26 protein-coding genes are annotated in these 26,304 nt (G+C 63.7%); 25 read left to right on the top strand and 1 reads right to left on the bottom strand.

What is annotated here, in order from left to right:
• Positions 1 to 8: 8 nt before the first annotated feature.
• From HU763_RS17010 to HU763_RS16890, 25 genes are all read left to right on the top strand, one after another.
• Positions 9 to 1,700: a fused response regulator/phosphatase gene (locus HU763_RS17010; RefSeq protein ID WP_186688781.1), complete on the top strand. Its 1,692-nt coding sequence runs from the start codon at positions 9 to 11 to the stop codon at positions 1,698 to 1,700.
• A 49-nt stretch (positions 1,701 to 1,749) separates the two neighbouring features.
• Entirely contained in the window at positions 1,750 to 2,097 is a 348-nt protein-coding gene (locus HU763_RS17005) for an Hpt domain-containing protein (protein WP_186688784.1), read from the top strand.
• A gap of 73 nt (positions 2,098 to 2,170) precedes the next feature.
• Positions 2,171 to 3,460 carry a flagellar hook-length control protein FliK gene (locus HU763_RS17000; RefSeq protein WP_186688787.1) on the top strand — a complete coding sequence of 430 codons (1,290 nt, stop codon included), beginning with the start codon at positions 2,171 to 2,173 and terminating at the stop codon, positions 3,458 to 3,460.
• A 221-nt stretch (positions 3,461 to 3,681) separates the two neighbouring features.
• On the top strand, positions 3,682 to 4,179 hold the full coding sequence (gene fliL, locus HU763_RS16995) for a flagellar basal body-associated protein FliL (protein WP_186679730.1): 498 nt from the start codon (positions 3,682 to 3,684) through the stop codon (positions 4,177 to 4,179).
• Positions 4,180 to 4,188: 9 nt separating this feature from the next.
• On the top strand, positions 4,189 to 5,157 hold the full coding sequence (gene fliM, locus HU763_RS16990) for a flagellar motor switch protein FliM (RefSeq protein WP_170031096.1): 969 nt from the start codon (positions 4,189 to 4,191) through the stop codon (positions 5,155 to 5,157).
• 47 nt (positions 5,158 to 5,204) lie between these two features.
• Entirely contained in the window at positions 5,205 to 5,675 is a 471-nt protein-coding gene (gene fliN / locus HU763_RS16985; protein WP_186679736.1) for a flagellar motor switch protein FliN, read from the top strand.
• Positions 5,676 to 5,687: 12 nt separating this feature from the next.
• The gene (gene fliO, locus HU763_RS16980) at positions 5,688 to 6,122 is read left to right on the top strand and encodes a flagellar biosynthetic protein FliO (protein ID WP_186688860.1); all 435 of its coding nucleotides are present in this window, start codon (positions 5,688 to 5,690) and stop codon (positions 6,120 to 6,122) included.
• Complete coding sequence (gene fliP / locus HU763_RS16975) at positions 6,122 to 6,877, top strand: flagellar type III secretion system pore protein FliP (protein ID WP_170031094.1); 756 nt, start codon at positions 6,122 to 6,124, stop codon at positions 6,875 to 6,877. The genes fliO and fliP overlap by 1 nt, the downstream gene beginning before the upstream one ends.
• A 21-nt stretch (positions 6,878 to 6,898) precedes the next feature.
• Positions 6,899 to 7,168: a flagellar biosynthesis protein FliQ gene (gene fliQ, locus HU763_RS16970; RefSeq protein WP_016488420.1), complete on the top strand. Its 270-nt coding sequence runs from the start codon at positions 6,899 to 6,901 to the stop codon at positions 7,166 to 7,168.
• 7 nt (positions 7,169 to 7,175) lie between these two features.
• A complete protein-coding gene (gene fliR / locus HU763_RS16965; protein WP_170031092.1) occupies positions 7,176 to 7,952 on the top strand; it encodes a flagellar biosynthetic protein FliR in 777 nt (258 codons plus the stop codon).
• A 2-nt stretch (positions 7,953 to 7,954) separates the two neighbouring features.
• Positions 7,955 to 9,097, top strand: coding sequence for a flagellar biosynthesis protein FlhB (gene flhB, locus HU763_RS16960; RefSeq protein ID WP_186688797.1), 1,143 nt, complete (start codon positions 7,955 to 7,957; stop codon positions 9,095 to 9,097).
• Positions 9,098 to 9,264: 167 nt separating this feature from the next.
• Positions 9,265 to 11,394, top strand: coding sequence for a flagellar biosynthesis protein FlhA (gene flhA, locus HU763_RS16955; protein WP_170031090.1), 2,130 nt, complete (start codon positions 9,265 to 9,267; stop codon positions 11,392 to 11,394).
• Between the two features lie 11 nt (positions 11,395 to 11,405).
• Positions 11,406 to 12,716: a flagellar biosynthesis GTPase FlhF gene (gene flhF, locus HU763_RS16950; RefSeq protein ID WP_186688799.1), complete on the top strand. Its 1,311-nt coding sequence runs from the start codon at positions 11,406 to 11,408 to the stop codon at positions 12,714 to 12,716.
• An 84-nt stretch (positions 12,717 to 12,800) separates the two neighbouring features.
• Entirely contained in the window at positions 12,801 to 13,643 is an 843-nt protein-coding gene (gene fleN / locus HU763_RS16945) for a flagellar synthesis regulator FleN (RefSeq protein ID WP_170034241.1), read from the top strand.
• Entirely contained in the window at positions 13,640 to 14,380 is a 741-nt protein-coding gene (gene fliA / locus HU763_RS16940) for an RNA polymerase sigma factor FliA (RefSeq protein ID WP_046614576.1), read from the top strand. The genes fleN and fliA overlap by 4 nt, the downstream gene beginning before the upstream one ends.
• A gap of 105 nt (positions 14,381 to 14,485) precedes the next feature.
• On the top strand, positions 14,486 to 14,860 hold the full coding sequence (locus HU763_RS16935) for a chemotaxis response regulator CheY (protein ID WP_170031088.1): 375 nt from the start codon (positions 14,486 to 14,488) through the stop codon (positions 14,858 to 14,860).
• Between the two features lie 19 nt (positions 14,861 to 14,879).
• Entirely contained in the window at positions 14,880 to 15,668 is a 789-nt protein-coding gene (locus tag HU763_RS16930) for a protein phosphatase CheZ (protein WP_170031087.1), read from the top strand.
• Between the two features lie 12 nt (positions 15,669 to 15,680).
• Positions 15,681 to 17,921, top strand: coding sequence for a chemotaxis protein CheA (locus HU763_RS16925; RefSeq protein ID WP_186688802.1), 2,241 nt, complete (start codon positions 15,681 to 15,683; stop codon positions 17,919 to 17,921).
• Positions 17,922 to 17,967: 46 nt separating this feature from the next.
• On the top strand, positions 17,968 to 19,080 hold the full coding sequence (locus HU763_RS16920; RefSeq protein ID WP_186688805.1) for a protein-glutamate methylesterase/protein-glutamine glutaminase: 1,113 nt from the start codon (positions 17,968 to 17,970) through the stop codon (positions 19,078 to 19,080).
• Positions 19,080 to 19,820 (top strand): flagellar motor protein, encoded by a 741-nt coding sequence (locus HU763_RS16915; protein WP_186688808.1) that lies wholly within the window; start codon positions 19,080 to 19,082, stop codon positions 19,818 to 19,820. Before HU763_RS16920 ends, HU763_RS16915 begins: the two co-directional genes overlap by 1 nt.
• Before the next feature lie 3 nt (positions 19,821 to 19,823).
• Positions 19,824 to 20,681: a flagellar motor protein MotD gene (gene motD / locus HU763_RS16910; protein WP_170031080.1), complete on the top strand. Its 858-nt coding sequence runs from the start codon at positions 19,824 to 19,826 to the stop codon at positions 20,679 to 20,681.
• 216 nt (positions 20,682 to 20,897) lie between these two features.
• On the top strand, positions 20,898 to 21,686 hold the full coding sequence (locus tag HU763_RS16905) for a ParA family protein (protein WP_186688811.1): 789 nt from the start codon (positions 20,898 to 20,900) through the stop codon (positions 21,684 to 21,686).
• Entirely contained in the window at positions 21,686 to 22,576 is an 891-nt protein-coding gene (locus HU763_RS16900; RefSeq protein ID WP_186688814.1) for a CheW domain-containing protein, read from the top strand. Before HU763_RS16905 ends, HU763_RS16900 begins: the two co-directional genes overlap by 1 nt.
• A gap of 41 nt (positions 22,577 to 22,617) precedes the next feature.
• Positions 22,618 to 23,097 carry a chemotaxis protein CheW gene (locus tag HU763_RS16895; protein WP_003254393.1) on the top strand — a complete coding sequence of 160 codons (480 nt, stop codon included), beginning with the start codon at positions 22,618 to 22,620 and terminating at the stop codon, positions 23,095 to 23,097.
• 1 nt (position 23,098) lies between these two features.
• Entirely contained in the window at positions 23,099 to 23,494 is a 396-nt protein-coding gene (locus HU763_RS16890) for a DUF2802 domain-containing protein (protein ID WP_186688817.1), read from the top strand.
• Between the two features lie 34 nt (positions 23,495 to 23,528).
• Here the strand turns inward: HU763_RS16890 and HU763_RS16885 are convergent, their stop codons facing one another.
• Entirely contained in the window at positions 23,529 to 26,237 is a 2,709-nt protein-coding gene (locus HU763_RS16885) for a dermonecrotic toxin domain-containing protein (protein ID WP_186688819.1), read from the bottom strand.
• Positions 26,238 to 26,304 lie beyond the last annotated feature (67 nt).

Genomic DNA, 26,304 nt, shown 5'->3' with positions numbered 1-26,304 from the left:
GCGCCGACATGCCGGCCGAACAGGTGTTGACCGTGCTGGTCGCCGAGGACGGGGCCGCCGACCGCCTGCTGCTGGCGCAGATCGTCCGCCGGCAGGGGCATCAGGTGGTCACGGCGGAAAACGGCGAGCAGGCGGTGGCGCTGTTCATCGAGCGGCGTCCGCAACTGGTGCTGCTGGATGCGCTGATGCCGGTGATGGATGGCTTCGAGGCGGCACGGCAGATCAAGACCTTGGCCGGCGAAGCGCTGGTGCCGATCATTTTCCTGACATCGCTCAACGAAGAAGAGGGCCTGGTGCGCTGCCTTGAGGCTGGTGGCGATGACTTCATGGCCAAACCCTACAGTGCGGTGATTCTCGGCGCCAAGATCCGCGCCATGGACCGCTTGCGCCGGTTGCAGGCCACCGTGCTGGAGCAGCGCGACCAGATTGCCGGGCATCATCACCATCTGCTCAACGAGCAGCGGGTAGCCAAGGCGGTATTCGACAAGGTGGCCCACTCCGGCTGCCTGGCCGCGCCCAACATCCGCTACCTGCAGTCGCCTTATGCGCTGTTCAATGGCGACCTGATGCTGGCTGCTTTCACGCCGTCCGGTGACATGCGCGTGCTGCTCGGTGATTTCACCGGGCATGGTCTGCCGGCGGCGGTCGGCGCCATGCCGCTGGCTGAAGTGTTCTATGGCATGACCGCCAAGGGCTATGGCATCGCGCAGATCCTGCGCGAGATGAACGCCAAGCTCAAACGCATCCTGCCGGTGGACATGTTCTGTTGTGCGCTGCTGCTCGACCTCAACATGCAGCGCGGTTCGGTGGAAGTGTGGAACGGCGGCATGCCCGATGGCTATCGCCTGTCGGTGCAGGGGCAGGTGTTGTCGGCGTTGCGTTCGCGACACCTGCCGCTGGGTATTCTGCCCGCCGAGCGTTTCGACGATACCACCGAGGTGCTGCCGCTGGCGCCGGGCGAGCGCGTGCTGCTGCTATCGGATGGCGTGATCGATACCGCCGACGACCAGGAGCGGCTGTTCGGCGTGCAGCGCCTGCACGAGGTGCTGGCCGACAACCGTGACCCGGCGCGCCTGTTCGACGAAGTGATGCAGGCCCTGGAGCGCTTTGGCGGGCGCCCGCGCGATGACATCAGCCTGTGCGACATTCGCATGTTCAGCGCCGAGGAACGGGTACCGGCGCCGACCCTCTACTCTGACAGCGGCCGCTCCAGCCCGCTGGACTGGTCGTTGCAGTTCGAGGTGCGCGGCGAGAGCCTCAAGCGCTTCGACCCGGTGCCCTATCTGGTGCAGTTATTGCAGGAAATCCATGGCCTGCGGGCGCGTACCGGCAACCTGCACAGCGTGCTCAGCGAGCTGTATTCCAACGCCCTGGAGCACGGCGTGCTGGGCCTGGACTCGCGGCTCAAGCGCGATGTCCAGGGTTTTGCCGCCTACTATGAGGAACGCGCGCGGCGCCTGATGCAACTGACCGACGGCTACGTGCGTATCCAGTTCAAGGTTGAACCGCTTGGCGACGGCGGGCGTCTGATGATCGAGGTTCGCGACAGCGGTGCCGGGTTCGATGTGCAGCGGACGCTGGCGCAGCCAGCGCTGGAGCGGCGCCTGAGTGGGCGTGGGCTGAACCTGGTCCAGCGGCTGGCCAGCAGTGCGCGCTGGAGCGAAGGCGGGCGCTGCGCGCAGGTGGAGTTCGTCTGGTGAGCCATGGGCTGGCTCGGGCATAATCTGGCTTGATCAAGGGAGTGAACAAGTGACTGACATGCATATTGACCAAAAGGTACTCAGCGACCTGCGTGAAGTCATGGAGGATGGCTATCTGCAACTGGTGCAGACCTTCCTCGACGATTCCGAGCGGCGCCTGAGCCAGTTGCACGCGGCCAGAAGTGCCGAGGAACTCAGTACGGTCGCGCACAGCTTCAAGGGCAGCAGCAGCAACATGGGCGCCGTTGCCTTGGCCCGCCTGTGCCAGCAGCTGGAGGAGCGCGCGCGGCGGCCCCCGCTGTATGGCATTGAAGACCTGATCACCCGTATCGATCGGGAGTTCCTTGAAGTACAACATTTCTACCGGGGTGAGCAGCAACGTATTTTGACCGGTTGACAGGGCAACTTGGCCCGATTCTTGCTTTGCTCTGCCTGGATGTCTTTTTTGTTCCTGGCGCGGAGACCGCTCGATGCCTGTCGCACCCAACCCATTGTTGCAAGCCAACGCCATTGCCAATACCTCGCGTTCGCCCGCCGCACAGGCCGACAAAGCGCTGCAGGCACCGGCGGACAAGGGCGCTGGCTTTGGTCAGGTAATGGCCAGGCAGGGCCGGGACAAGGCTGCTGGGCAGGATGACAAGGTCGCCCAGGCCAAGCCCAAGGACAAAGCCGAAGCGGCACCAGGCGGCAAGGCCGAGCCCGCCGACACGCCCGCTGTTGCCGATGACGGCAAACCCTTGCCAGCCGACGGCCACGCCCCGCTGCAGGCTGACACCGACATGCGCGATGCCAGCCTGGTGGCCGGCCAGGTCACCGACGCCCAGCCCGGTGCGCAACTGATCCAGGCCCAGGCCGAGACCGTGGCACCGGTGCTGCAGGCCGCCACGGCGCAGCCCACGGTCGCGGCGCCTGCAGCGCCGGCCGCCGAGGAAACCTTCGACCCCGACGCCGACCCGCTGGCCAACCTGCCCACCTTGCGCTTGGCCCTGGAGCACAGTGCCCAGGCCAAAGGGACAACCTCGGTACATGCCCAGGACCCGGCGTCGGCCCAAGCTGACGATGCGCCTGTGGCCGTCAATACCTTGGCGAACCTGGTGCAGGATGCCGTGGGCGATTCGGCGGGCGCGGCTGATGCCGGCGAGCCTGGCGACAAGGCCTTCGGTGCCTTGCTCGAAGATGGCCTGAAGGACACCAGGAGCGCCAGCAGCGATACCCGCGTGGATGATTTCGCCAACCGCCTGGCCAACCTGACCCAGGCCGCCACGGCCAAGACCGCCAACGCCGTGCCGGCCAATGCCGGCCCGTTGCACCAGCCGCTGCCAATGAACCAGAACGCCTGGGCCGAGGGTCTGGTCAACCGGGTCATGTACCTGTCCAGCCAGAACCTCAAGTCGGCGGACATCCAGTTGGAGCCGGCAGAGCTTGGTCGGTTGGACATTCGCGTCAATGTTGCGACGGACCAGTCGACCCAGATCACCTTCATCAGTGGCCACGCCGGCGTGCGTGACGCCCTCGACAGCCAGGTGCATCGCCTGCGCGAACTGTTCACCCAGCAAGGCCTGGCCCAGCCGGATGTCAACGTGGCCGACCAGTCGCGTGGGCAGCAACAGCAGCAACAGCAGGCGCAGGCCCAGGGCAGCCAGTTGTCCGGGGTGGCGGCGCGGCAGGCGGAGCAGGGCGGTATCGAGAGCGCCGACAGCGGCAGGCCGGTGGAGCAGCAACTGGTTATCGGTGACAGTGCGGTCGACTACTACGCCTGATGCGGCTTCTGGCCGCACCGGCCGGTTCGCGGGTAAGCCCGCTCCCACGGGGCTTTCACCGCTTTCGAGCCCGGCGCGGTACCTGCAGGAGCGGGGCTCACTTGCGAATAGGGCAGAATCGTCGCGCCTGCTGAAATAGCCCTGTCTGCCAAATCTGGCATAACACTTGCTCAAGCCAAGCCATCCTCCCTTGAACCCCCGATGGACGACGGATTATTGGCATGGCGAAAAGCGAAGCAGTCAAAGACCCCGCCACTAAAGGCAAACTCAAGCTGATCCTGCTGGCGGTCGTCGGCCTGTTGCTGGCGATCGGCCTTTCGGTGGGCGCTACCTGGTTCATCATGCACAAGAGCGAGCCTGCCCCGGCCGCCGAGGCAACCGCCGGTAACGTCAAGCCTGCGGCGATCTACGAGCCGCTGGCCCCGGCCTTCGTGGTCAACTTCAACCAGAACGGTCGCCAGCGCTACATGCAGGTGAGCATTACCATGCAGGCGCGCAACCAGGCCGACCTGGATGCCCTCAAGGTGCACATGCCGGTCATCCGCAACAACCTGGTGATGATGTTCTCCGGGCAGGGCTTCGATACCCTGGCCGGCAGCCCGGTCGGGCAGGAGATGCTGCGCCAGAAGGCCACCGCGGTGGTTCAGGAAGTGGCGCAGAAGGAAGTCGGCAAGCCGGTCGTCGACCAGCTGCTGTTCACCAATTTCGTATTGCAGTAGGAGTCCGCAATGGCCGTACAGGACCTGCTGTCCCAGGATGAAATCGATGCCTTGTTGCATGGTGTCGACGACGGGCTGGTGCAGACCGAAAGCGCCACCGAGCCTGGCAGCATCAAGAGCTACGACCTGACCAGCCAGGACCGTATCGTGCGGGGTCGCATGCCGACCCTGGAAATGATCAACGAGCGCTTCGCCCGTTACACCCGGATCAGCATGTTCAACCTGCTGCGCCGTTCCGCCGACGTGGCGGTGGGTGGCGTGCAGGTGATGAAGTTCGGCGAGTACGTGCATTCGCTGTACGTGCCGACCAGCCTCAACCTGGTCAAGATCAAGCCGCTGCGCGGTACCGCGCTGTTCATCCTCGATGCCAAGCTGGTGTTCAAGCTGGTCGACAACTTCTTCGGCGGCGACGGCCGTCACGCCAAGATCGAAGGCCGCGAGTTCACCCCCACCGAGCTGCGCGTGGTGCGCATGGTGCTGGACCAGTGTTTCGTCGACTTGCGGGAAGCCTGGCAGGCGATCATGCCGGTCACCTTCGAGTACATGAACTCGGAGGTCAACCCGGCCATGGCCAACATTGTCGGCCCCAGCGAGGCGGTGGTGGTATCGACCTTCCACATCGAGCTGGACGGCGGTGGCGGCGACCTGCACGTGACCATGCCGTACTCGATGATCGAGCCGGTGCGGGAAATGCTCGATGCTGGCTTCCAGTCCGATCTGGACGACCAGGACGAGCGCTGGGTCAAGGCCCTGCGCGAGGACGTGCTGGACGTTGCCGTGCCGGTGAGCGCCACGGTTGCCCGGCGCCAGCTGAAGCTGCGCGACATCCTGCACATGCAGCCTGGCGACGTGATTCCGGTGGAGCTGCCTGAACACCTGGTGTTGCGCGCCAACGGCGTGCCTTCGTTCAAGGCGCGCCTGGGTTCGCACAAGGGCAACCTGGCGCTGCAGATCATCGACCCGATCGAACGCCGCTGATGGCGCGCCGGTCGCTCATAACGTATTGAATGCCTGTCGAGGAAATCATGGCTAACGAAAACGAGATCACCTCCCCAGAGGACCAGGCGCTGGCCGATGAATGGGCTGCAGCGCTGGAAGAAACCGGTGCAGCCGGCCAGGCCGACATCGATGCACTGCTGGGTGGCGACACCGCCGGCAGCGTCGGTGGCCCGGGTCGCTTGCCGATGGAAGAGTTCGCCAGCTCGCCGAAGCCGAGCGAGAATGTCAGCCTCGAAGGCCCGAACCTGGACGTGATCCTGGACATTCCGGTGAACATTTCCATGGAAGTGGGCAGCACCGAGATCAACATCCGCAACCTGCTGCAGCTCAACCAGGGTTCGGTCATCGAGCTGGACCGCCTGGCCGGTGAACCGCTCGATGTGCTGGTCAACGGCACGCTGATCGCCCATGGCGAAGTGGTGGTGGTCAACGAGAAGTTCGGCATTCGCCTGACCGACGTGATCAGCCCCAGCGAACGTATCAAGAAGCTGCGCTGAGTGAAGGGCACGATGCGCGCCAGCCTGGCGTTCGCCGCGCTGCTTGCCAGCCAGGCCTGCCTGGCCGCGGCCACCCCTGCGGCGACCCCTGCGGCTGCCCCTGGCAGCCTGGGTGGGCAGCTGGCGCAGATGGTTTTTGGCCTGCTGCTGGTGGTCGGCCTGATTTTCTTCCTGGCCTGGCTGCTGCGGCGCATGCAAGGGGCTGCGGTGAAGGGCGGGCAGGTGATCGAGATCGTCGGCAGCCGGGCCATCGGCCCGCGTGACCGGCTGTTGCTGGTGCAGGTGGGCAAGGCGCAGATCCTGATCGGCCATACCCCGGGCAGCATCGAGGCCCTGCATGTGCTGGCCGAACCCGTGGAAGTACCGGAAAGCGCCCGCCAGGCGACGCCGGAGTTCGCCCAGCGGCTGATGGAGCTGATGGGCAAGGACCCTAAGGACAAGAAGTGATGAGCGGCGCGCTGCGTTTGTTGTTGATTCTGGCGCTGCTGCTGGCGGCGCCGCTGGCCCTGGCCGCCGACCCGCTGTCGATCCCGGCCATCACCCTGTCCAATACCGCGGACGGGCAGCAGGAATATTCGGTCAGCCTGCAGATCCTGCTGATCATGACGGCGCTCAGCTTCATCCCGGCGTTCGTCATCCTGATGACCAGCTTCACCCGCATCATCATCGTGTTCTCGATCCTGCGCCAGGCCCTGGGCCTGCAGCAGACGCCGTCGAACCAGCTGCTCACCGGCATGGCGCTGTTCCTCACCATGTTCATCATGGCGCCGGTGTTCGACCGGGTGAACCAGGACGCGCTGCAGCCGTACCTGAAGGAACAGATGACCGCCCAGCAGGCCATCGACAAGGCCCAGGGGCCGCTCAAGGACTTCATGCTGGCGCAAACCCGGCAAAGCGACCTCGACCTGTTCATGCGCCTGTCCAAGCGCACCGACATCGCCGGCCCGGACCAGGTCCCGCTGACGATCCTGGTGCCGGCGTTCGTCACCTCCGAGCTGAAGACCGCGTTCCAGATCGGTTTCATGATCTTCATCCCGTTCCTGATCATCGACATGGTGGTGGCCAGTGTGCTGATGGCCATGGGCATGATGATGCTGTCGCCGCTGATCATTTCGTTGCCGTTCAAGATCATGCTGTTCGTGCTGGTGGATGGCTGGGCGCTGATCATGGGCACCCTGGCCAGCAGTTTCGGCGGCGTCTGACGCCGTCAAGGAGAGCCGCCGATGACCCCTGAAGTCGCTGTCGACCTGTTCCGCGATGCCTTGTGGCTGACCACCTTGATGGTGGCCGTGCTGGTGGTGCCGAGCCTGCTGGTGGGCCTGGTGGTGGCCATGTTCCAGGCTGCCACGCAGATCAACGAACAGACCTTGAGCTTTCTGCCGCGCCTGCTGGTGATGCTGGTCACGCTGATCGTTGCCGGGCCTTGGCTGGTACAGAAGTTCATGGAATATATCACCACGCTGTACACCAATATCCCGCAGCTGATCGGTTGACGTGGCAATGCTCGAGCTGACCGACACGCAGATCGGCACCTGGGTCGCCACCTTCATCCTGCCGTTGTTCAGGGTGACGGCGGTGCTGATGACCATGCCGATATTCGGTACCCGCATGCTCCCGGCGCGGGTGCGCCTGTACGTGGCGTTGGCGATTACCGTGGTGATCGTGCCGGCGCTGCCGCCGCTGCCCGAGTTCGACCCGCTGAGCCTGCGCGGCCTGCTGCTGTGCGCCGAGCAGATCATCGTCGGCGCGTTGTTCGGCCTGGCCCTGCAACTGCTGTTTCAGGCGTTCGTGGTTGCCGGGCAGATCGTCGCGGTGCAGATGGGCATGGCGTTCGCCTCGATGGTCGACCCGGGCAACGGCGTCAACGTCACCGTGGTCAGCCAGTTCATGACCATGCTGGTGAGCATCCTGTTCCTGTTGATGAACGGCCACCTGGTGGTGTTCGAGGTGCTGACGGAAAGTTTCACCACCTTGCCGGTGGGCAATGCGCTGGTGGTCAACCATTTCTGGGAACTTGCCGGGCGCCTGGGGTGGGTATTCGCTGCCGGGCTGCTGCTGATCCTGCCGGTGATTGCTGCGCTGCTGGTGGTCAACATCGCCTTCGGCGTGATGACCCGTGCCGCGCCGCAGCTGAACATCTTCTCCATCGGCTTCCCGCTGACCCTGGTCCTGGGCATGTTCATCTTCTGGGTCGGCCTGGCCGATATATTGTCCCACTACCAGGCATTGGCCAGCGAAGCGCTGCAATGGCTGCGTGAACTGGCGAGGGCGCGCTGAGCATGGCAGAAAGCGAGAGCGGCCAGGACAAGACCGAAGAGCCCACCGACAAGCGCAAGCGCGATGCTCGCGAGAAAGGCGAGATCGCGCGTTCCAAGGAGCTGAACACGGTGGCGGTGACCCTGGCCGGTGCCGGTGGCCTGCTGGCATTCGGCGGCTACCTGGCCGAGACGCTGCTGGCGATGATGCGCATGAACTTCAGCCTGAGCCGCGACATCATTGTCGACGAGCGGGCCATGGGGGCTTTTCTGCTGGCCTCGGGCAAGATGGCGATATGGGCTGTGCAGCCGGTCATGATCCTGCTGTTCGTGGTTTCCTTCGTGGCCCCGATTGCCCTCGGTGGATTCCTGTTCTCGGGCAGCCTGCTGCAGCCCAAGTTCAGCCGCATGAACCCGCTGTCGGGGATCAAGCGGATGTTCTCCATGCATGCCCTGACCGAACTGCTCAAGGCGCTGGCCAAGTTCTTCGTGATTCTGGTGGTGGCGGTGGTGGTATTGGTCAACGACCGCCAGGCCCTGCTGTCGATTGCCAACGAGCCGCTGGAGCAGGCGATCATCCATAGCCTGCAGGTGGTGGGTTGGAGTGCGTTGTGGATGTCGGCCGGGTTGCTGTTGATCGCCGCGGCGGACGTGCCGTTCCAGCTCTGGCAGACGCACAAGAAGCTGAAGATGACCAAGCAGGAAATCAAGGACGAGTACAAGGACAGCGAGGGCAAGCCCGAGGTCAAGCAGCGTATTCGCCAGCTGCAGCGCGAAGTGTCGCAGCGGCGCATGATGGCGGCGGTGCCGCAGGCCGACGTGATCATCACCAACCCCACGCACTATGCGGTGGCCCTGCAGTACGACCCGGAAAAGGGTGGCGCGGCGCCTTTGTTGCTGGCCAAGGGTACCGATTTCATTGCCTTGAAGATTCGCGAGATTGGCGCGGAGCACAAGATCCAGATCCTCGAATCGCCGGCCCTGGCGCGGGCGATCTATTACTCCACCGAGGTGGAACAGGAAATCCCTGCCGGCTTGTACCTGGCGGTGGCGCAGGTGCTGGCCTATGTGTTCCAGATCCGCCAGTACCGCGCTGGCAAGGGCAAGCGACCGGAGCCTTTGAAGGAAGATCTGCCGATTCCGCCGGACCTGCGGCGTGATAGCTGACAGGAGCCCGCCATGAGGCATGGCGCCTGCGAGATCGAGCGCCGCCCGCTCGGCGCTCGATCTCGCAGGCGCCAAATCTCTGAAGCCGGACAAAGTTGGAAAGCTTCTTGCAAAGCCACGCCCAGTCGCCCCCGGGGCGTCAAAGTTTTGCATCAAGAGGACTCGTGGTGGATCGCACTCAGTTAATCAGCAACGCCCGTCACAACCTGGCCGGGCTCGGCCGGGGCAACCTGGGCGTGCCGCTGTTGCTGCTGGTGATGTTGGCAATGATGATGTTGCCGATACCGCCGTTCCTGCTCGACGTGTTCTTCACCTTCAACATCGCCCTGTCGATCGTGGTGCTGCTGGTGTGCGTGTACGCCTTGCGCCCCCTCGACTTCGCCGCGTTCCCCACCATCCTGCTGGTGGCCACGCTGTTGCGCCTGGCCCTGAACGTGGCCTCCACCCGCGTGGTGATGCTGCACGGCCAGGAGGGCCACGGCGCTGCCGGCAAGGTGATCCAGGCCTTCGGCGAGGTGGTGATCGGCGGTAACTATGTGGTCGGCGCCGTGGTGTTCGCCATCCTCATGATCATCAACTTCGTGGTGGTGACCAAGGGTGCCGGGCGAATCTCGGAAGTGAGCGCGCGGTTTACCCTCGACGCCATGCCTGGCAAACAGATGGCCATCGATGCCGACCTCAACGCTGGCCTGATCGACCAGGCCCAGGCCAAGCACCGCCGTGCCGAGGTGGCCCAGGAGGCCGAGTTCTACGGTTCGATGGACGGTGCCAGCAAATTCGTGCGCGGTGACGCCATCGCCGGTTTGCTGATCCTGTTCATCAACCTGATCGGTGGCATGCTGATCGGCATGCTGCAGCACGGCATGAGCTTTGGCGATGCCGGCAAGGTATACGCCTTGCTGACCATCGGTGACGGTTTGGTGGCGCAGTTGCCATCACTGTTGCTGTCTACTGCGGCCGCCATCATGGTCACCCGCGCCTCGGGCTCCGAGGACATGGGCAAGCTGATCAACCGGCAGATGTTCGATTCGCCCAAGGCCCTGGCGGTGTCCGGGGCGCTGATGATCGTCATGGGCCTGGTGCCAGGCATGCCGCATATTGCCTTTCTCAGCCTCGGCCTGCTGGCTGGCGGTGGCGCCTATCTGGTGTGGAAGAAGCAGCAGAAGGCCAAGCTCGAGGCGCAGAGGGAAGCGCAGCGCCAGCAGGACTTGCTGCCTTCGCCGCAGCGTGCGCAGGAAACCAAGGAGCTGGGCTGGGATGACGTCACGCCCATCGACATGATCGGCCTGGAGGTCGGCTACCGGCTGATTCCGCTGGTCGACCGCAACCAGGGTGGCCAGTTGCTGGCGCGGATCAAGGGGGTGCGCAAGAAGCTCTCGCAGGACTTGGGCTTCCTCATGCCTACCGTGCACATCCGTGACAACCTCGACCTGCAGCCCAGCGCCTATCGCCTGACCCTGATGGGGGTGATCCTGGCCGAGGCAGAGATCTATCCGGACCGTGAGCTGGCCATCAACCCTGGCCAGGTGTTCGGTACCCTCAACGGCATCGCCGCGCGGGACCCGGCGTTTGGCCTGGAAGCGGTGTGGATCGACGTCGGCCAGCGCGCCCAGGCGCAGTCGCTGGGCTATACCGTGGTCGATGCCAGTACCGTGGTGGCCACCCACCTCAACCAGATTCTGCAGAAGCACTGTCACGAGCTGATCGGCCACGAAGAAGTCCAGCAATTGCTGCAGGTGCTGGCCAAGGCATCGCCTAAACTTGCCGAGGAGCTGGTGCCAGGTGTCATTTCCTTGTCGGGCCTGCTCAAGGTGCTGCAAGCGCTGTTGTCGGAGCAGGTGCCGGTGCGCGATATTCGCAGCATTGCCGAGGCGATCGCCAACAACGCCAGCAAGAGTCAAGATACCGCCGCGCTGGTGGCGGCGGTGCGCGTCGGATTGTGTCGCGCCATCGTGCAAAGCATTGTCGGCGTTGAGTCAGAGCTGCCAGTGATTACTCTGGAACCAAGGTTGGAACAGATTTTGCTCAATAGTCTGCAAAGGGCCGGGCAAGGTCAGGAAGACGGTGTTCTTCTGGAACCGAGCATGGCCGAGAAGCTGCAGCGTTCGCTGATCGAAGCGGCCCAGCGCCAGGAAATGCAGGGCCAGCCGGCCATCCTCCTGGTCGCCGGCCCGATCCGCGCCATGCTGTCGCGTTTCGGTCGCCTGGCTGTACCGAATTTGCATGTTCTGGCGTATCAGGAAATACCGGACAACAAGCAAGTCACCATCGTTGCCACCGTGGGCCCTAACGGCTGAGGTAGTGGATAATGCAAGTTAAGCGATTTTTCGCCGCCGATATGCGTCAGGCCATGAAGCTGGTCCGTGATGAGCTGGGCGCTGATGCCGCCATCATCGGCAACCGCCGCATCGCCGGAGGTGTCGAACTGACGGCTGCGCTGGACTACAAGCTGTCCGCCCTGGCCCCGCGTGTGCCCAATGCCGAGCTGGAAGAAGAGCTGCGCAAGACCCATACGCGCATCGCCACTGCCCGTGCCGAGCTGGATCCCCGCCCGGACAGCAGCGACAACAACCGCCAATTGTTCGCCGGGCAGTCGCTGACCGCCGCCGAGCCGTTGATCGAACCACACGTCGACGCCCCCGCGCCTGCCGCTGCAGCCCCGGCTGCGGCGCCGGTCGATGCGCGCCTGGTCGATGCCATGCGCTCCGAGCTGTCTGGCCTGCGCGAGCTGCTGGAAGTACAGCTCGGCTCGCTGGCCTGGAACCAGCTGCAGGGCAGCAAGCCGCAGCAGGCCACGCTCTGGCGCCGCCTGCAGCGCATCGGCCTGTCTGGCCCGATCGCCCGTGAGCTGCTCGACCTGACCGCCGAAATCGACGAGCCACGCCAGGCCTGGCGCATGTTGCTGGCGCACCTGGCGCGGATGATCGACATCCCCGAGATCGAGCCGATCGAAGAGGGCGGGGTGATCGCCATGGTCGGCCCTGCCGGCATGGGCAAGACCACCACCTTGGCCAAGCTGGCCGCGCGTTACGTACTCAAGTACGGCGCCCACAACCTGGCGCTGGTAAGCATGGACAGCTTCCGCATCGGTGCGCAGGAGCAACTCAAGACCCTGGGCCGCATCCTCAACGTACCGGTGACCTACGTCGACCCTGGCCAGTCACTGGCTGCGGCGCTGGAGCCACTGCTGCGCAAGCGCGTGGTGCTGATCGATACCGCTGGCCTGCAGGCCAGCGACCCGGCCCTGCGCATGCAACTGGAAACCCTGGCCGGGCGCGGCATTGCCGCGAAGAACTACCTGGTCCTGGCCACCACCAGCCAGAAGCAGGTGCTGACCGCCGCCTACCACAGCTACAAACGCTGCGGTCTGGCCGGCTGCATCCTGACCAAACTCGATGAAACGGCAAGCCTGGGTGATGTCCTGAGCCTTGCCATCAGTCATGAACTGCCAGTGGCCTACCTGACCGATGGGCCGCGCATTCCTGACGACCTGCACCTGCCGCGAGGGCACCAGTTGGTGTCGCGTGCGGTCAATGTGCAGCAGCAGGACGAGCCCAGCGAAGAGGCCATGGCCGACATGTTCGCTGATCTCTATCACAACCCACGGCGAGCGGGTTGATGATGAAGCGTGTGCAAGGTAGCTATGCCAAGGGGTACGCAGAATTGCCCCACGTGTGGCCTGAGTCCCAGCGAGACAAGGTAAATAACAGACATGGGTAGCATGCATCCCGTACAGGTGATCGCCGTGACCGGTGGCAAAGGTGGCGTCGGCAAGACTAACGTTTCAGTGAACTTGTCTCTGGCGCTGGCCGAGCTCGGCCGCAGGGTCATGCTGCTCGACGCCGACCTGGGCCTGGCCAACGTCGACGTGTTGCTCGGCCTTACGCCCAAGCGCACCCTGGCCGATGTCATCGAGGGGCGCTGCGAGCTGCGTGACGTGATGCTGCAGGGCCCTGGCGGTGTGCGCATCGTCCCGGCGGCCTCGGGCACCCAGAGCATGGTGCACCTGGCCCCGGCCCAGCATGCCGGGTTGATCCAGGCGTTCAGCGAAATCGGCGACAACCTCGACGTGCTGGTGATCGACACCGCTGCCGGTATTGGTGACTCGGTGGTCAGCTTCGTCCGCGCGGCCCAGGAAGTGCTGCTGGTGGTGTGTGACGAACCCACGTCCATCACCGATGCCTATGCCCTGATCAAGCTGCTCAACCGCGACTACGGCATGAACCGCTTCCGCGTGTTGGCCAACATGGCCCAGAGCCCGCAGGAAGGGCGCAACCTGTTTGCCAAGCTGACCAAGGTCACCGACCGCTTCCTCGATGTCGCCCTGCAGTACGTGGGCGCCGTGCCGTATGACGAATGCGTGCGCAAGGCCGTGCAGAAGCAGCGCGCCGTCTACGAAGCCTTCCCTCGCTCCAAGTGCGCCCTGGCATTCAAGGCGATTGCGCAGAAGGTCGACAGCTGGCCGCTGCCGGCCAACCCGCGCGGTCACCTGGAATTCTTTGTCGAGCGCCTGGTGCAACCCACCAGCGCGGGACCCGTGTTATGAATGCGAGTGGTTTCAAGATGTACAGCCGAGCATCGAAAGACGCGCAGTACGAGCTGATCGAGCGCTACGCCCCATTGGTCAAGCGCATCGCCTACCACCTGTTGGCGCGGTTGCCGGCCAACGTGCAGGTCGAGGACCTGATCCAGGCCGGCATGATCGGCCTGCTGGAAGTGGCCAACAAGTACGATGCCAGCAAGGGCGCCAGCTTTGAAACTTACGCTGGCATTCGTATTCGCGGCGCCATGCTCGACGAAGTGCGCAAGGGCGACTGGGCGCCACGTTCGGTGCACCGCAACACGCGCATGGTCAGTGACGCGATGCGTGCCGTGGAGGCCAGAACCGGGCGTGACGCTAAAGATCATGAAGTTGCTGCCGAACTCCAGTTGAGTCTCGATGATTACTACGGGATCTTGAACGATACCCTGGGCAGCCGCCTGTTCAGCTTCGACGACCTGCTGCAGGACGGCGAGCACGAAGGGTTGCATGAGGATGGTGCCAGTGGTCAGGTCGAACCTGCACGTGGCCTGGAGGACGAGCGCTTCCAGGCGGCCCTGACCGAGGCCATCGCCAACCTGCCGGAGCGTGAGCGCCTGGTGCTGGCGCTGTACTACGACGAAGAGCTGAACCTCAAGGAAATCGGTGAGGTGCTTGGGGTCAGCGAGTCGCGAGTCAGCCAGTTGCACAGCCAGTGTGCCGCGCGCCTGCGCAGCCGCCTGGGCGAATGGCGGGCGCGTTGAACCCGGTGTCGTTGCAGTCGTTTTCCACGTTGTACCCAATTGATTGAATGCGTGCTCGGGGCCGAGCGCGTTAGAGACTGCTTGGAGGTCTACTTGAACAAAGACATGAAAATCCTCATCGTTGACGACTTTTCGACGATGCGGCGGATCATCAAGAACCTGTTGCGTGACCTGGGCTTCACCAACACGGAGGAGGCCGATGACGGCATCACGGCGCTGCCGATGCTGGAGAACGGCCACTACGATTTCCTGGTGACCGACTGGAACATGCCCGGCATGTCCGGCATCGACCTGCTGCGCAAGGTGCGTGCCAGCGACAAGCTGAAAGCCATGCCGGTACTGATGGTGACCGCCGAGGCCAAGCGCGACCAGATCATTGAAGCGGCCCAGGCCGGGGTCAATGGCTATGTGGTCAAGCCGTTCACCGCCCAGGTGCTCAAGGAAAAGATCGAGAAGATCTTCGAACGCGTCAACGGCTGAGTCTCGTCAGGGGGGCGCCATGGATTCATCACAAACGTCTTTGGGCGAGTTCGAGTCGACCCTGAAGAAGCATGCCCAGGAACTGGTCGCAAGCCTTGAGCACGGCCGGTTCGGCGAGGCGGTGCAGCTGATCCACGAGCTGAACCAGACCCGCGACCGCGGCCTGTACCAGGAAGTCGGCAAGCTCACCCGTGAGCTGCACAGTGCCATTGTCAGTTTCCAGATCGACCCGACCATGCCGCAGGCCGAGGAGGTGTCGCAGATAACCGACGCCACCGAGCGCCTGTCCTACGTGGTCAGGCTCACCGAGGGCGCGGCCAACCGCACCATGGACCTGGTCGAGGAAAGCACCCCGGTGCTCAACGACCTGGCCAGCGAGGCTGCGGCCCTGAGCAGCGACTGGCAGCGTTTCATGCGCCGTGAAGTGGCTGCGCCGGAGTTTCGCGACCTGGTGAAGCGGGTTGACAGTTTCCTGACGCACAGCGCCGAAGGTAACCGCAAGGTTGCCGGCCACCTCAACGACATTCTGCTGGCCCAGGACTATCAGGACCTGACCGGCCAAGTGATCAAGCGCGTCACCGCGTTGGTGACCGAAGTGGAAAGCAACCTGCTGAAACTGGTGCTGATGGCCAGCCAGGTCGACCGCTTTGCGGGTATCCAGCATGACCACGATCAACTGCGCGCAGAAAAAGATCGAGAAAAACATCCGACTCGGGGTGAAGGTCCGCAGATTCATGCCGATAAGCGTGAAGACGTCGTGTCCGGTCAGGACGATGTCGATGATCTGCTGTCCAGCCTGGGTTTTTAAGGAGCACCTTTGATGAGCTTCGGCGCCGATGAAGAAATCCTCCAGGATTTCCTGGTAGAAGCCGGCGAAATTCTTGAGCAACTGTCCGAGCAACTGGTCGAGCTGGAAAGCCGGCCCGACGATGCCGACCTGCTCAATGCGATCTTTCGCGGTTTCCACACTGTAAAAGGGGGCGCCGGCTTCCTCCAGCTCAACGAGCTGGTGGAGTGCTGCCATATCGCCGAGAACGTGTTCGACATCCTGCGCAAAGGTGAGCGCCGGGTCGATGCGGAACTGATGGATGTGGTGCTCGAGGCACTGGATACGGTCAACAGCATGTTTGGCCAGGTGCGCGAACGCAGCGAAGTGACCCCGGCCACCCCCGAGCTGCTGGCGGCGTTGTCGCGCCTGGCCGAGCCGGGCGCTGCGCAAGAAGCCGAAGCGCCTGCCGCTGCGGCAGCGGAGCCGGTTGTCGAGGCTGCCGCCGAAGAGCAGGACATCACCGACAGCGAGTTCGAGCAGTTGCTCGACTCGCTCGATGCGGTCAAGGCGCAAGCTGCAGCCGACGAGCAGCTGCAGGGTGAGACCGTCAGTGGCGAAGGTGACGAGATCACCGACGCCGAGTTCGAATCGCTGCTCGACCAGTTGCACGGCAAAGGCCAGTTCAGTGCCGAGCTTGCCGCGCCAGCGGTCGCCAGTGCGCCGGTAGCGGCCAGCGACGAGATTACCGACGCCGAATTCGAATCGCTGCTCGACCAGTTGCATGGCAAGGGCACGTTCCAGGCTGATGCCTTGCCGGCCGCCAAGGCCTCGGCGCCTGCCGCCGCTGCCCCTGGCGCCGGTGGTGACGAAATCAGCGAGCACGAGTTCGAGGCGCTGCTGGACCAGTTGCACGGCAAGGGCAAGTTCGGCGGCGAAGTGGTCGCTGCCGAAACCCCCGCTGCGGCCAAGGTGCAAGCGCCGGCTGCCGCCAAGGCCGACAGCCAGCCAGTGGCCAAGCCTGCCGCAGCGCCAGCCCCTGCTGCGGCTCCCGCAGCGTCCAGCAAGCCTGCTGCGGCGCCACGCGCGCCGGCCCCGGCTGCCGACAAGCACGGCGCCAGCGAAGCGGAAACCACCGTGCGGGTTGATACCGCGCGCCTGGACGAGATCATGAACATGGTCGGCGAACTGGTGCTGGTGCGTAACCGCCTGGTGCGCCTGGGCCTGAACAGCGGCGACGAGGCCATGTCCAAGGCCGTGTCCAACCTCGACGTGGTCACCGCCGACCTGCAGACCGCGGTGATGAAAACCCGCATGCAGCCGATCAAGAAAGTCTTCGGCCGCTTCCCGCGCCTGGTACGTGACCTGGCCCGCCAGTTGAAGAAAGAGATCAACCTGGAGCTGGTCGGTGAAGAAACCGACCTCGACAAGAACCTGGTCGAGGCCCTGGCCGACCCGTTGGTGCACCTGGTGCGCAACGCGGTCGACCACGGCGTGGAAATGCCTGAAGAACGTGAGGCTGCAGGCAAGCCGCGTACTGGCCGGGTGGTACTGTCGGCGGAGCAGGAAGGCGACCACATCCTGTTGTCTATCTCTGACGACGGCAAGGGCATGGACCCCAACATCCTGCGCGCCAAGGCCGTGGAAAAGGGCCTGATGGACAAGGACGCCGCCGATCGCCTGAGCGAATCGGACTGCTACAACCTGATCTTCGCCCCGGGCTTCTCGACCAAGACCGAGATTTCCGACGTGTCTGGCCGTGGTGTCGGCATGGACGTGGTGAAGACCAAGATTTCCCAGCTCAACGGCTCGATCAACATCTTCTCGGCCAAGGGCCAGGGCTCGAAGATCGTCATCAAGGTGCCGCTGACCCTGGCGATCATGCCGACCCTGATGGTGATGCTGGGCAACCAGGCGTTCGCCTTCCCGCTGGTCAACGTCAACGAAATCTTCCACCTCGACCTGTCGCGTACCAACGTGGTCGACGGCCAGGAAGTGGTGATCGTACGCGACAAGGCATTGCCGTTGTTCTACCTCAAGCGCTGGCTGGTCCAGGGCCAGGTGCACGAAGAGCAGCACGAGGGTCATGTGGTGATCCTGTCGGTCGGCACCCAGCGCATCGGCTTTGTCGTCGATCAACTGGTTGGCCAGGAAGAAGTGGTAATCAAGCCGCTGGGCAAGATGCTGCAGGGCACCCCGGGGATGTCCGGGGCCACCATTACCGGCGACGGTCGCATCGCGTTGATTCTCGACGTCCCGAGCATGCTCAAGCGTTACGCCGCACGGCGTATTTGATTTCGGTGGCGCACCCTGGCGGGTTGCGCCACCTAACGGAGTGTTTATGGCAGTCAAGGTCCTGGTGGTGGATGATTCCGGTTTCTTCCGCCGCCGCGTCTCGGAAATCCTCGCGGCGGATCCGACGATCCAGGTGGTGGGTACCGCGACCAACGGCAGGGAAGCAATCGACCAGGCGCTGGCGCTCAAGCCCGATGTCATCACCATGGACTACGAGATGCCCATGATGGACGGCATCACCGCAGTGCGGCATATCATGCAGCGCTGCCCGACGCCGGTGTTGATGTTCTCGTCGCTGACCCATGAAGGTGCCCGCGTCACCCTCGACGCACTGGATGCCGGGGCGGTGGATTATCTGCCGAAGAATTTCGAGGACATCTCGCGCAACCCGGAAAAGGTCAAGCAGCTGCTGTGCGAGAAGGTGCATACCATTTCCCGCAGCAACCGCCGCTTTGGCAGCTACGCCAGCCCCGCGCCAGTGGCTACGCCGGCGCCTGCCAGCAGCATCGCCAGCCCGGCCCCGGCACGTACGCCGGTAACCAGCCGTGCCGCAGCCCCGGTAGCCGCGCCAGCGCATTCGCCGGCGCCCAAGCGCAAGCCGTACAAGCTGGTGGCCATTGGCACCTCCACTGGTGGCCCGGTTGCCCTGCAGCGTGTGCTGACCCAGCTGCCAGCCAACTTCCCGGCACCGATCGTGCTGATCCAGCACATGCCGGCGGCGTTCACCAAGGCCTTCGCCGAACGCCTGGACAAGCTGTGCCGCATCAGTGTCAAGGAAGCTGAGGACGGCGACATGCTGCGCCCTGGCCTGGCGCTGCTGGCACCCGGTGGCAAGCAGATGATGATCGACGGCCGTGGCACGGTGAAGATCCTGCCCGGTGACGAGCGCCTGAACTACAAGCCGTGCGTGGACATCACCTTCGCCTCGGCGGCCAAGTCGTATGGCGACAAGGTGCTGTCGGTGGTGCTCACCGGCATGGGCGCCGATGGCCGTGAAGGCGCCCGCCTGCTCAAGCAGGGCGGCAGCACGGTGTGGGCCCAGGATGAAGCCAGCTGCGTGATCTATGGCATGCCCATGGCCATCGTCAAGGCCAACCTCGCCGATGCGGTGTACAGCCTGGACGATATCGGCAAGCACCTGGTGGAGGCGTGCGTCTGATGGACGTGCTCAGCCTGATCGGCCTGATCCTCGCGTTTGTCGCCATCGTCGGTGGCAACTTCCTCGAAGGCGGCCATGTTGGCGCGCTGATCAATGGCCCTGCGGCGCTGATCGTGCTCGGCGGCACCCTGGCGGCGGCCTTGCTGCAGTCGCCGCTGGCGTCGTTCAAGCGCGCCTTGCAGATTCTGCGCTGGATCCTGTTCCCGCCACGGGTCGACCTGGCCGGCGGCATCGATCGCGTGGTGAACTGGAGCCTGACGGCGCGCAAGGAAGGCCTGCTGGGCCTGGAAGGGGTGGCCGATGCCGAGTCCGACCCGTATGCCCGCAAAGGCTTGCAACTGCTGGTGGACGGCGCCGAGCCGGAGGCCATCCGCAGCATCCTTGAGGTGGATTTCCTGACCCAGGAAAGCCGTGATATCCAGGCTGCCAAAGTGTTCGAGAGCATGGGCGGCTACGCGCCGACCATCGGCATCATCGGCGCGGTGATGGGCCTGATCCACGTGATGGGCAATCTGGCTGATCCGTCGCAACTGGGCAACGGCATTGCCGTGGCCTTCGTCGCCACCATCTACGGTGTGGCCAGCGCCAACCTGGTGTTGCTGCCGATCGCCAACAAGCTGAAGGCCATCGTCATGCGCCAGTCGCGCTACCGCGAGATGTTGCTCGAAGGCCTGCTGTCGATTGCCGAAGGCGAGAACCCCCGCTCGATCGAGCTGAAGCTGCAAGGCTTCATGGAGTAACCCATGCGTCGCCGTCGTCATGCCGAGGAACACGAGAACCACGAACGCTGGCTGGTGTCGTACGCCGACTTCATCACCTTGCTGTTCGCCTTCTTCGTGGTGATGTATTCGATTTCCTCGATCAACGAGGGCAAGTACAAAGTCATTTCCCAGGCCTTGCTCGGGGTGTTCAACGACCCCGAACGCAGCATGAAGCCGATCCCCATCGGCGACGAGCGGCCGCTGAGCGTGCGCCCGGCCGAGCCGCTGGTCAAGGACAGCGAACAGACCGATGCCGCTCTGGCGGCGAGCACTGCCGACCCGCTGAAAACCATCAGCGATGACGTGCGCGATGCCTTTGGCGACCTCATCAGCAGCGACCAGATGACCGTGCGCGGCAATGAATTGTGGATCGAGATCGAACTCAATTCCTCGTTGCTGTTCGGCAGCGGCGATGCCATGCCCAGCGACAAGGCATTCGCCATCATCGAAAAGGTGGCCGGGATTCTCAAGCCGTTCGCCAACCCGGTGCACGTCGAAGGCTTCACCGACAACCTGCCGATCCGCACGGCACAGTACCCGACCAACTGGGAGCTGTCGTCGGCACGCGCGGCGAGCATCGTGCGCCTGCTGGCCATGGAAGGGGTCGACCCGGCACGCATGGCCTCGGTGGGCTACGGCGAGTACCAGCCGGTGGCCAGCAACGACACGGCCGAAGGCCGCGCGCGCAACCGCCGGGTGGTGCTGGTGATTTCCCGTAACCTCGAAGTACGCCGCAGCCTGACCGGTTCAGGTAGCGCCAATGCCAAGCCGGATGCGGCATTGCGCCGGGCTGGCACACAAAGTGCACCGGCAACGCCAGCAACGGTGGCGGGGCAGTGATCCGTCAATTCCCCGACGCTGCCAAATAGTTGAATGTAGCGCGGTCCCCTGTGGGAGCGGGTCCACCCGCGAAGAAGGCGACACGGTACATGGCACCGGCTGCGCCGGTGTTCGCGGGTAAACCCGCTCCCACACTGATCGCGCGAGCTTTCAGATGTTCAGCAAGACAGTTGCCCCAGCAGTGTTCCTGCCAAATCAATAGATAGAGTTTGCTTGATGAGAGTCTGGGCAGTAGCCAATCAAAAAGGTGGTGTCGGCAAGACCACCACCACCATCGCCCTGGCCGGCCTGCTGGCCGAGGCCGGCAAGCGCGTGGTCGTCGTCGACCTAGACCCGCACGGGTCGATGACCAGTTACTTCGGGCACAACCCGGATGCCCTGGAGCACAGCTGCTACGACCTGTTCCTGCACAAGGGCGCCGTGCCCGAGGGCTTGCCCGGACAATTGCTGCTGCCCACCAGTGACGAGCGTATTTCGCTGTTGCCGTCGAGCACCGCGCTGGCCGTGCTGGAGCGTCAGTCGCCGGGGCAGAATGGCTTGGGCCTGGTAATCGCCAAGAGTCTGGCGCAGCTGTGGCAGGATTTCGACTTTGCCCTGATCGACAGCCCGCCCTTGCTCGGCGTGCTGATGGTCAATGCCCTGGCCGCCAGCCAGCAGCTGGTGATCCCGGTGCAAACCGAGTTTCTTGCAGTCAAGGGCCTGGAGCGCATGGTCGGCACCCTGGGCATGGTCAATCGCTCCCGCAAGCAGGCGCTGCCGTACCAGATCGTGCCGACCCTGTTCGACCGTCGTACCCAGGCCTCGCTGGGCACGCTCAAGCAGTTGCGTGACAGTTACGGCCAGCATGTGTGGCAAGGTTACATCCCGGTAGATACGCGCCTGCGTGATGCCAGCCGCAAGGGCGTCACGCCCTCGCAATTCGACAGCAAGAGCCGTGGCCTGGTGGCCTACCGCGCGCTGCTCAAGCACCTGCTGACTTACAAGACTGCGGCGCAGGTGGCTTGATGACCCAGACCAAGACAACCAGCAGCCGGCCGCAGATGGCCCTGCAATCCTACCTTGACGGTCTGTTGCAGGATGCCACCGAGGCCGCAGACCTGCTCGTTGCGCCCGCCGTGGCGGACGAGTTCGCCGACGCGGTGCGCGAAGAACAGGCACGCGATGCCCGGCAACAGGCCCGGCCCGCACCGCTCGAGACCATCGCCAGCCCGGCGCTACGGCCTTTCGCCGAGCCCACGCCGGCGGTGTTGCCCAACGTGATTCCGGTTGAAGCCCCGGTCGTGTCAGTGGTCGAGCGGGAAGTCGTAGCCGAGGCCAGTATCCCGCTGCTGGTCGAACAACCCACCGTGGTGGCGATGCCCTTGGTGGATGTGCATTTGCCGGCGCCCGACCTACCCGTGCCGCCGAGCACCGTCGATGGCCGACCGGCCTGGGCGGCCGAGCCATTCGAATGCCTGCTGTTCGACGTGGCCGGCCTGACCCTGGCGGTGCCACTGGTATGCCTGGGCTCGATCTACTCCCTGGCCGGCCAGGAGCTGACGCCCTTGTTCGGCCAGCCTGACTGGTTCCTGGGCATCCTGACCTGCCAGGCCGGCAACCTGAAGGTGCTGGACACGGCGCGTTGGGTCATGCCTGACCGCTACCGCGATGATTTTCGCCAGGGCCTGCAGTACGTGATTTCCGTGCAGGGCTATGAATGGGGGCTGGCCGTGCACCAGGTCAGCCGCTCGTTGCGCCTGGACCCGTCCGAGATCAAGTGGCGTAGCCAGCGTGGCCAGCGCCCGTGGTTGGCCGGCACGGTTATCGAACACATGTGTGCATTGCTCGACGTCGCTGCATTGGCCGAACTGATCGCCAGCGGTGCAGCCAAGCAGTTGCATGCGAAACAGAAATGACACCGAACACACCGCCAGTGGCGGATATTGAGGGTAGGGGAATGAAAAAGTCGTCTGCACAAGGTTCCGAAGATCCGATCCTGCAATGGGTTACCTTCCGTCTGGACAACGAGTCCTACGGCATCAACGTGATGCAGGTGCAGGAAGTGTTGCGCTACACCGAGATCGCCCCGGTGCCGGGTGCGCCAAGCTACGTGCTGGGCATCATCAACCTGCGCGGCAACGTGGTGACGGTGATCGACACCCGTCAGCGCTTTGGCCTGATGCCGACCGAAGTCACCGACAATACCCGCATCGTCATCATCGAGGCCGACAAGCAAGTGGTCGGCATCCTGGTCGACAGCGTGGCCGAGGTGGTGTACCTGCGCCAGTCCGAGATCGAGACCGCGCCGAACGTGGGCAACGAGGAATCGGCCAAGTTCATCCAGGGCGTGTGCAACAAGAACGGTGAGCTGCTGATCCTGGTTGAACTGGACAAGATGATGACCGAGGAAGAGTGGTCCGAGCTGGAGAATATCTGAGTTGATCCTCGAGGTTGCTGTCATCTTCCTGGCGCTGGCCTGGGCTGCGAGCCTGTGGTTTTTCCTCAACTACAGCAAGCGCCAGCGGGAGCTTGCCGCCCAACAGGCCGTGGGTGATGCGCTGCGTGACCAGCGCATCAAGGACCTGGCCAAGCGCCTGGACGACTACCAGAACGGTAGCGTGCGCATGGGCGAGGCGCTGCATGCGTTGAGCGTGTCGGTTGCGTCGCTGCCGGACCGGATCCAGCAGCTGGAGCAACGCGACCCCGGAAACGTCACTTTCACCCAGGCCGCCAAGCTGGTGGGCATGGGCGCCAGCGTCGCCGAACTGACCGAAAGCTGCGGTCTGACCCAGGCTGAGGCCGAACTGATGAGCAAGCTGCACCGCAACGGTTGATGAAACGGGCGACGCAACTCGCCCGTTTTTACCCTTACGGCCTGCTCCACGAATGATTGCCTCCCACCTTGGCGAAGCGGTTGAGTGGTAGCAGCGTGCGCACTGCCGCCTGGCTTTGCGGCAGGTCGACGAACCGGTAGGCGTTGACCCGTGGTACGCAGTACAGGTTGAGGATCTGCCGCAAGGTGCGTAGCGCCGGCAAGTGGCGATCGACCACATCGCTGAGCATGGCCGGGCCGGTCATGCGGCTGAGGCGGTTGGCATACCGGTAGAAGTTCGCTGGGTCATCGGCCAGGCTGGGCCTGCTGTCATAGAAGTCTTGGTTGAGCTGGTAGCGTGCAAGCATTTCTTCGGAAATGGCTTCCAGGGTCGGGTTGCCGGCGTGGCTGCCGATCAGGCTGGTGTTGTACAGGCAGTTCATGCCCATTTTCTCGTTGGACATGGGGGGGGCCAGCAGCAGGCCGTCGCGGGTAGTGCATAGTTCGACTTGGTCAATGGTTTCGCCAGTGTCCAGCAGAGTGTCGTCAACATCCATGTACAGGCCCCCTTCGTGATGCAGCATCGGGTAGCGTAGAACGTCGGAGGCAGAGGCATAGTTGCTGGCAATGCCACCATTGCCATCCAGCGCGGCGTCGTACTGGGCATAATATCTGCTTTGGCGAAATGCCCTGAAAAAGGCTTGTTCTTCCAGCGGCAGCACTTGCAGATCAGGGGCTTGCTCAGCCAGCAGGCGCAGGTTTTCGGTATAGGCTTCGGGGGCGGCACTGGAAAGGAACAGGCGCAGGGTGTACTCGCTGTTTCCAAGCCTGGCAGCATTCCTGCCCAGGTTGGCCAGCAGTTCGGGAGCGATGACCTTGTCGCCTACCCAGAGGCAAGACACCTGCTTGGGAATCGCCTGGCTTTCGGTGGCCAATGGCGGGATCCGCACTGGCAGCGCCAGATCAATGCCCAGCGCGCGCAAGCTACGGCTGCGCATGGCGTTGGTGACTGTCCGAGGGCTGCGCACGGGCTGCAGGTCCCTGCTTCCAACCCTTGCGACATAGCCGACTGGCTCGACCTCATTCAGGTCTTCCTCGCGAATGAATACATCGCGCTCCAAGTCATAGACTACCCGTGCGTTATAGGTATCGATACTGGCATCGAGATTATCGACACCGCCGGTGTAGAGCGGCGTGCGGATAACCGAATCGGCAATGGCCTGGTCGCCTCCCGGCAGTGGCGTAATGGGCTCATGGGTATGGAAGTAGCGCGCCCCTTCAGGCTCAGGGAACCGAGGTGGCGAGACTGGGCTCAATGGGTAACCGATCTGCTCGTTCAGCCGTACTGGTGCTGTGAAACCTTCGGTTTTGAATTCGAACAGTGCCTTGGCCCTGGTGGCGCCGGCGATGGCCAGCGGCACGGCATTGAACAGGCCCCAGGTGATATTGCCGACACCGGCTTCCTGGTCCTTCGACGACTTGCCATTGATTGCCTGGTCCAACCCCAGGCCCAGCTGCGCGATGCCACCCACGGCCAACAACGGTGCCAGGCCTGGCACTACCAGGCACAACGGCGCCAGCAGATTTAGCGTCGTGGTCAGGTAACCGAGCCATCGGGCCTTGCTGATGTGGCTATCACGGGTGATGAGGAAGTCGGCGTCATCGTAACTGCGCTGGCGTTGGCGTTCGGCCAATGCCTGGAACAGGTCGCCGGTTATCCTCGGGTTGTACTTGCCTGGCCGGTAGTTGACGTAGGTTCGTGGTGGCCAGGTGCCGTCGTCGTTGAAGTAGCCGTGTTCGGGTGGCAGCCGATGGCTGGAGGGGTATTCCGCCAGGCCTTCCAGGGCAGTGTCCAGGCCGCTGAAGTCAAGGCCTTGCGGGCAGTCGGCCAGGCGGAAGTGCTGCTTCAGGGCCAAGCGCCTGGCAGGCTCCTTGCATTGGTGCCCGATCCAGTCCTTCATGGCGTTTTCGCTGGCGAATTCCAGCAGCGGCGAACTGTTGCCGGGTATATACAACAGGGTCAGGTCGCTGGCCTTGTCATTCAGGTAGAGGATGTCGGTGGCGGCGTAGCCATAGATGCTCAGGGTGCTCAGGCGCAACTTGCCGCCGCGCGGCATCAGCCCTGCGGCTTGCCATGCCAGCTTCCTGGCCGCTTCGCTGAGGCTGCCTTCGGCGACCTGGCTGTTGCAGGCGGCAATGAAGTTGAGCTTGCTGACCAGACGGTGATCGGGCAAATGGTCGCGCCAGTAGCGGTCGAGCTGCGCCTTGAACGGCGCATGGAAATCCAGTTCGTGGATGAATTGCTGGAAGGCCTCGGCAGCGATCGGCAGGTGCGTCGAGGCGTCATAACGTTGTGGCCTGGTGCGGCGGAACAGGCCATTGAACACCGAGTAGGCGGCGCCATAGTGATTGAAGCCAGGCGCTGGCAGGGTTTCGACCAGCTGCAGTGGGCCATCGGGCAGCCTGCCAGCCCACGGCGCGGCAAACAGGGCACCGAACAGATCGTTGTTGGATTCCCCTTGCCAGTTGCTCAGCAATGCCTGTGGCAAGCTGAGGCATTGGATAATGGCGGCCAGGTAGCCGCCGCTGGCATCGGCGCGGTAGTGCAGGGTCACGACATCGATCTGTTCGGGGGCGACGTCATGGCCTTGCTGCCTGAGCCATTGACGGATTGCCCGGCTGGCTTCACGGTCCGGGCGGGGGATATGGGTGAGATGATCGCGGACGTAATTCACGCCGGCGGTGTTGATGCGGCTGGTGGACATGCTATTCGCCTTGCTCGTTGGAAAGAGCGGCAAGGCTGAATGCCTGGCGCGAGCAGAGGTGGTAGAT

Origin of the sequence: Pseudomonas anuradhapurensis, assembly GCF_014269225.2 — a bacterium.
GTDB classification, from domain to species: domain Bacteria; phylum Pseudomonadota; class Gammaproteobacteria; order Pseudomonadales; family Pseudomonadaceae; genus Aquipseudomonas; species Aquipseudomonas anuradhapurensis.
The sequence above is the reverse complement of the archived record's forward strand: the minus strand, read 5'-3'. Positions and strand labels throughout refer to the sequence as shown.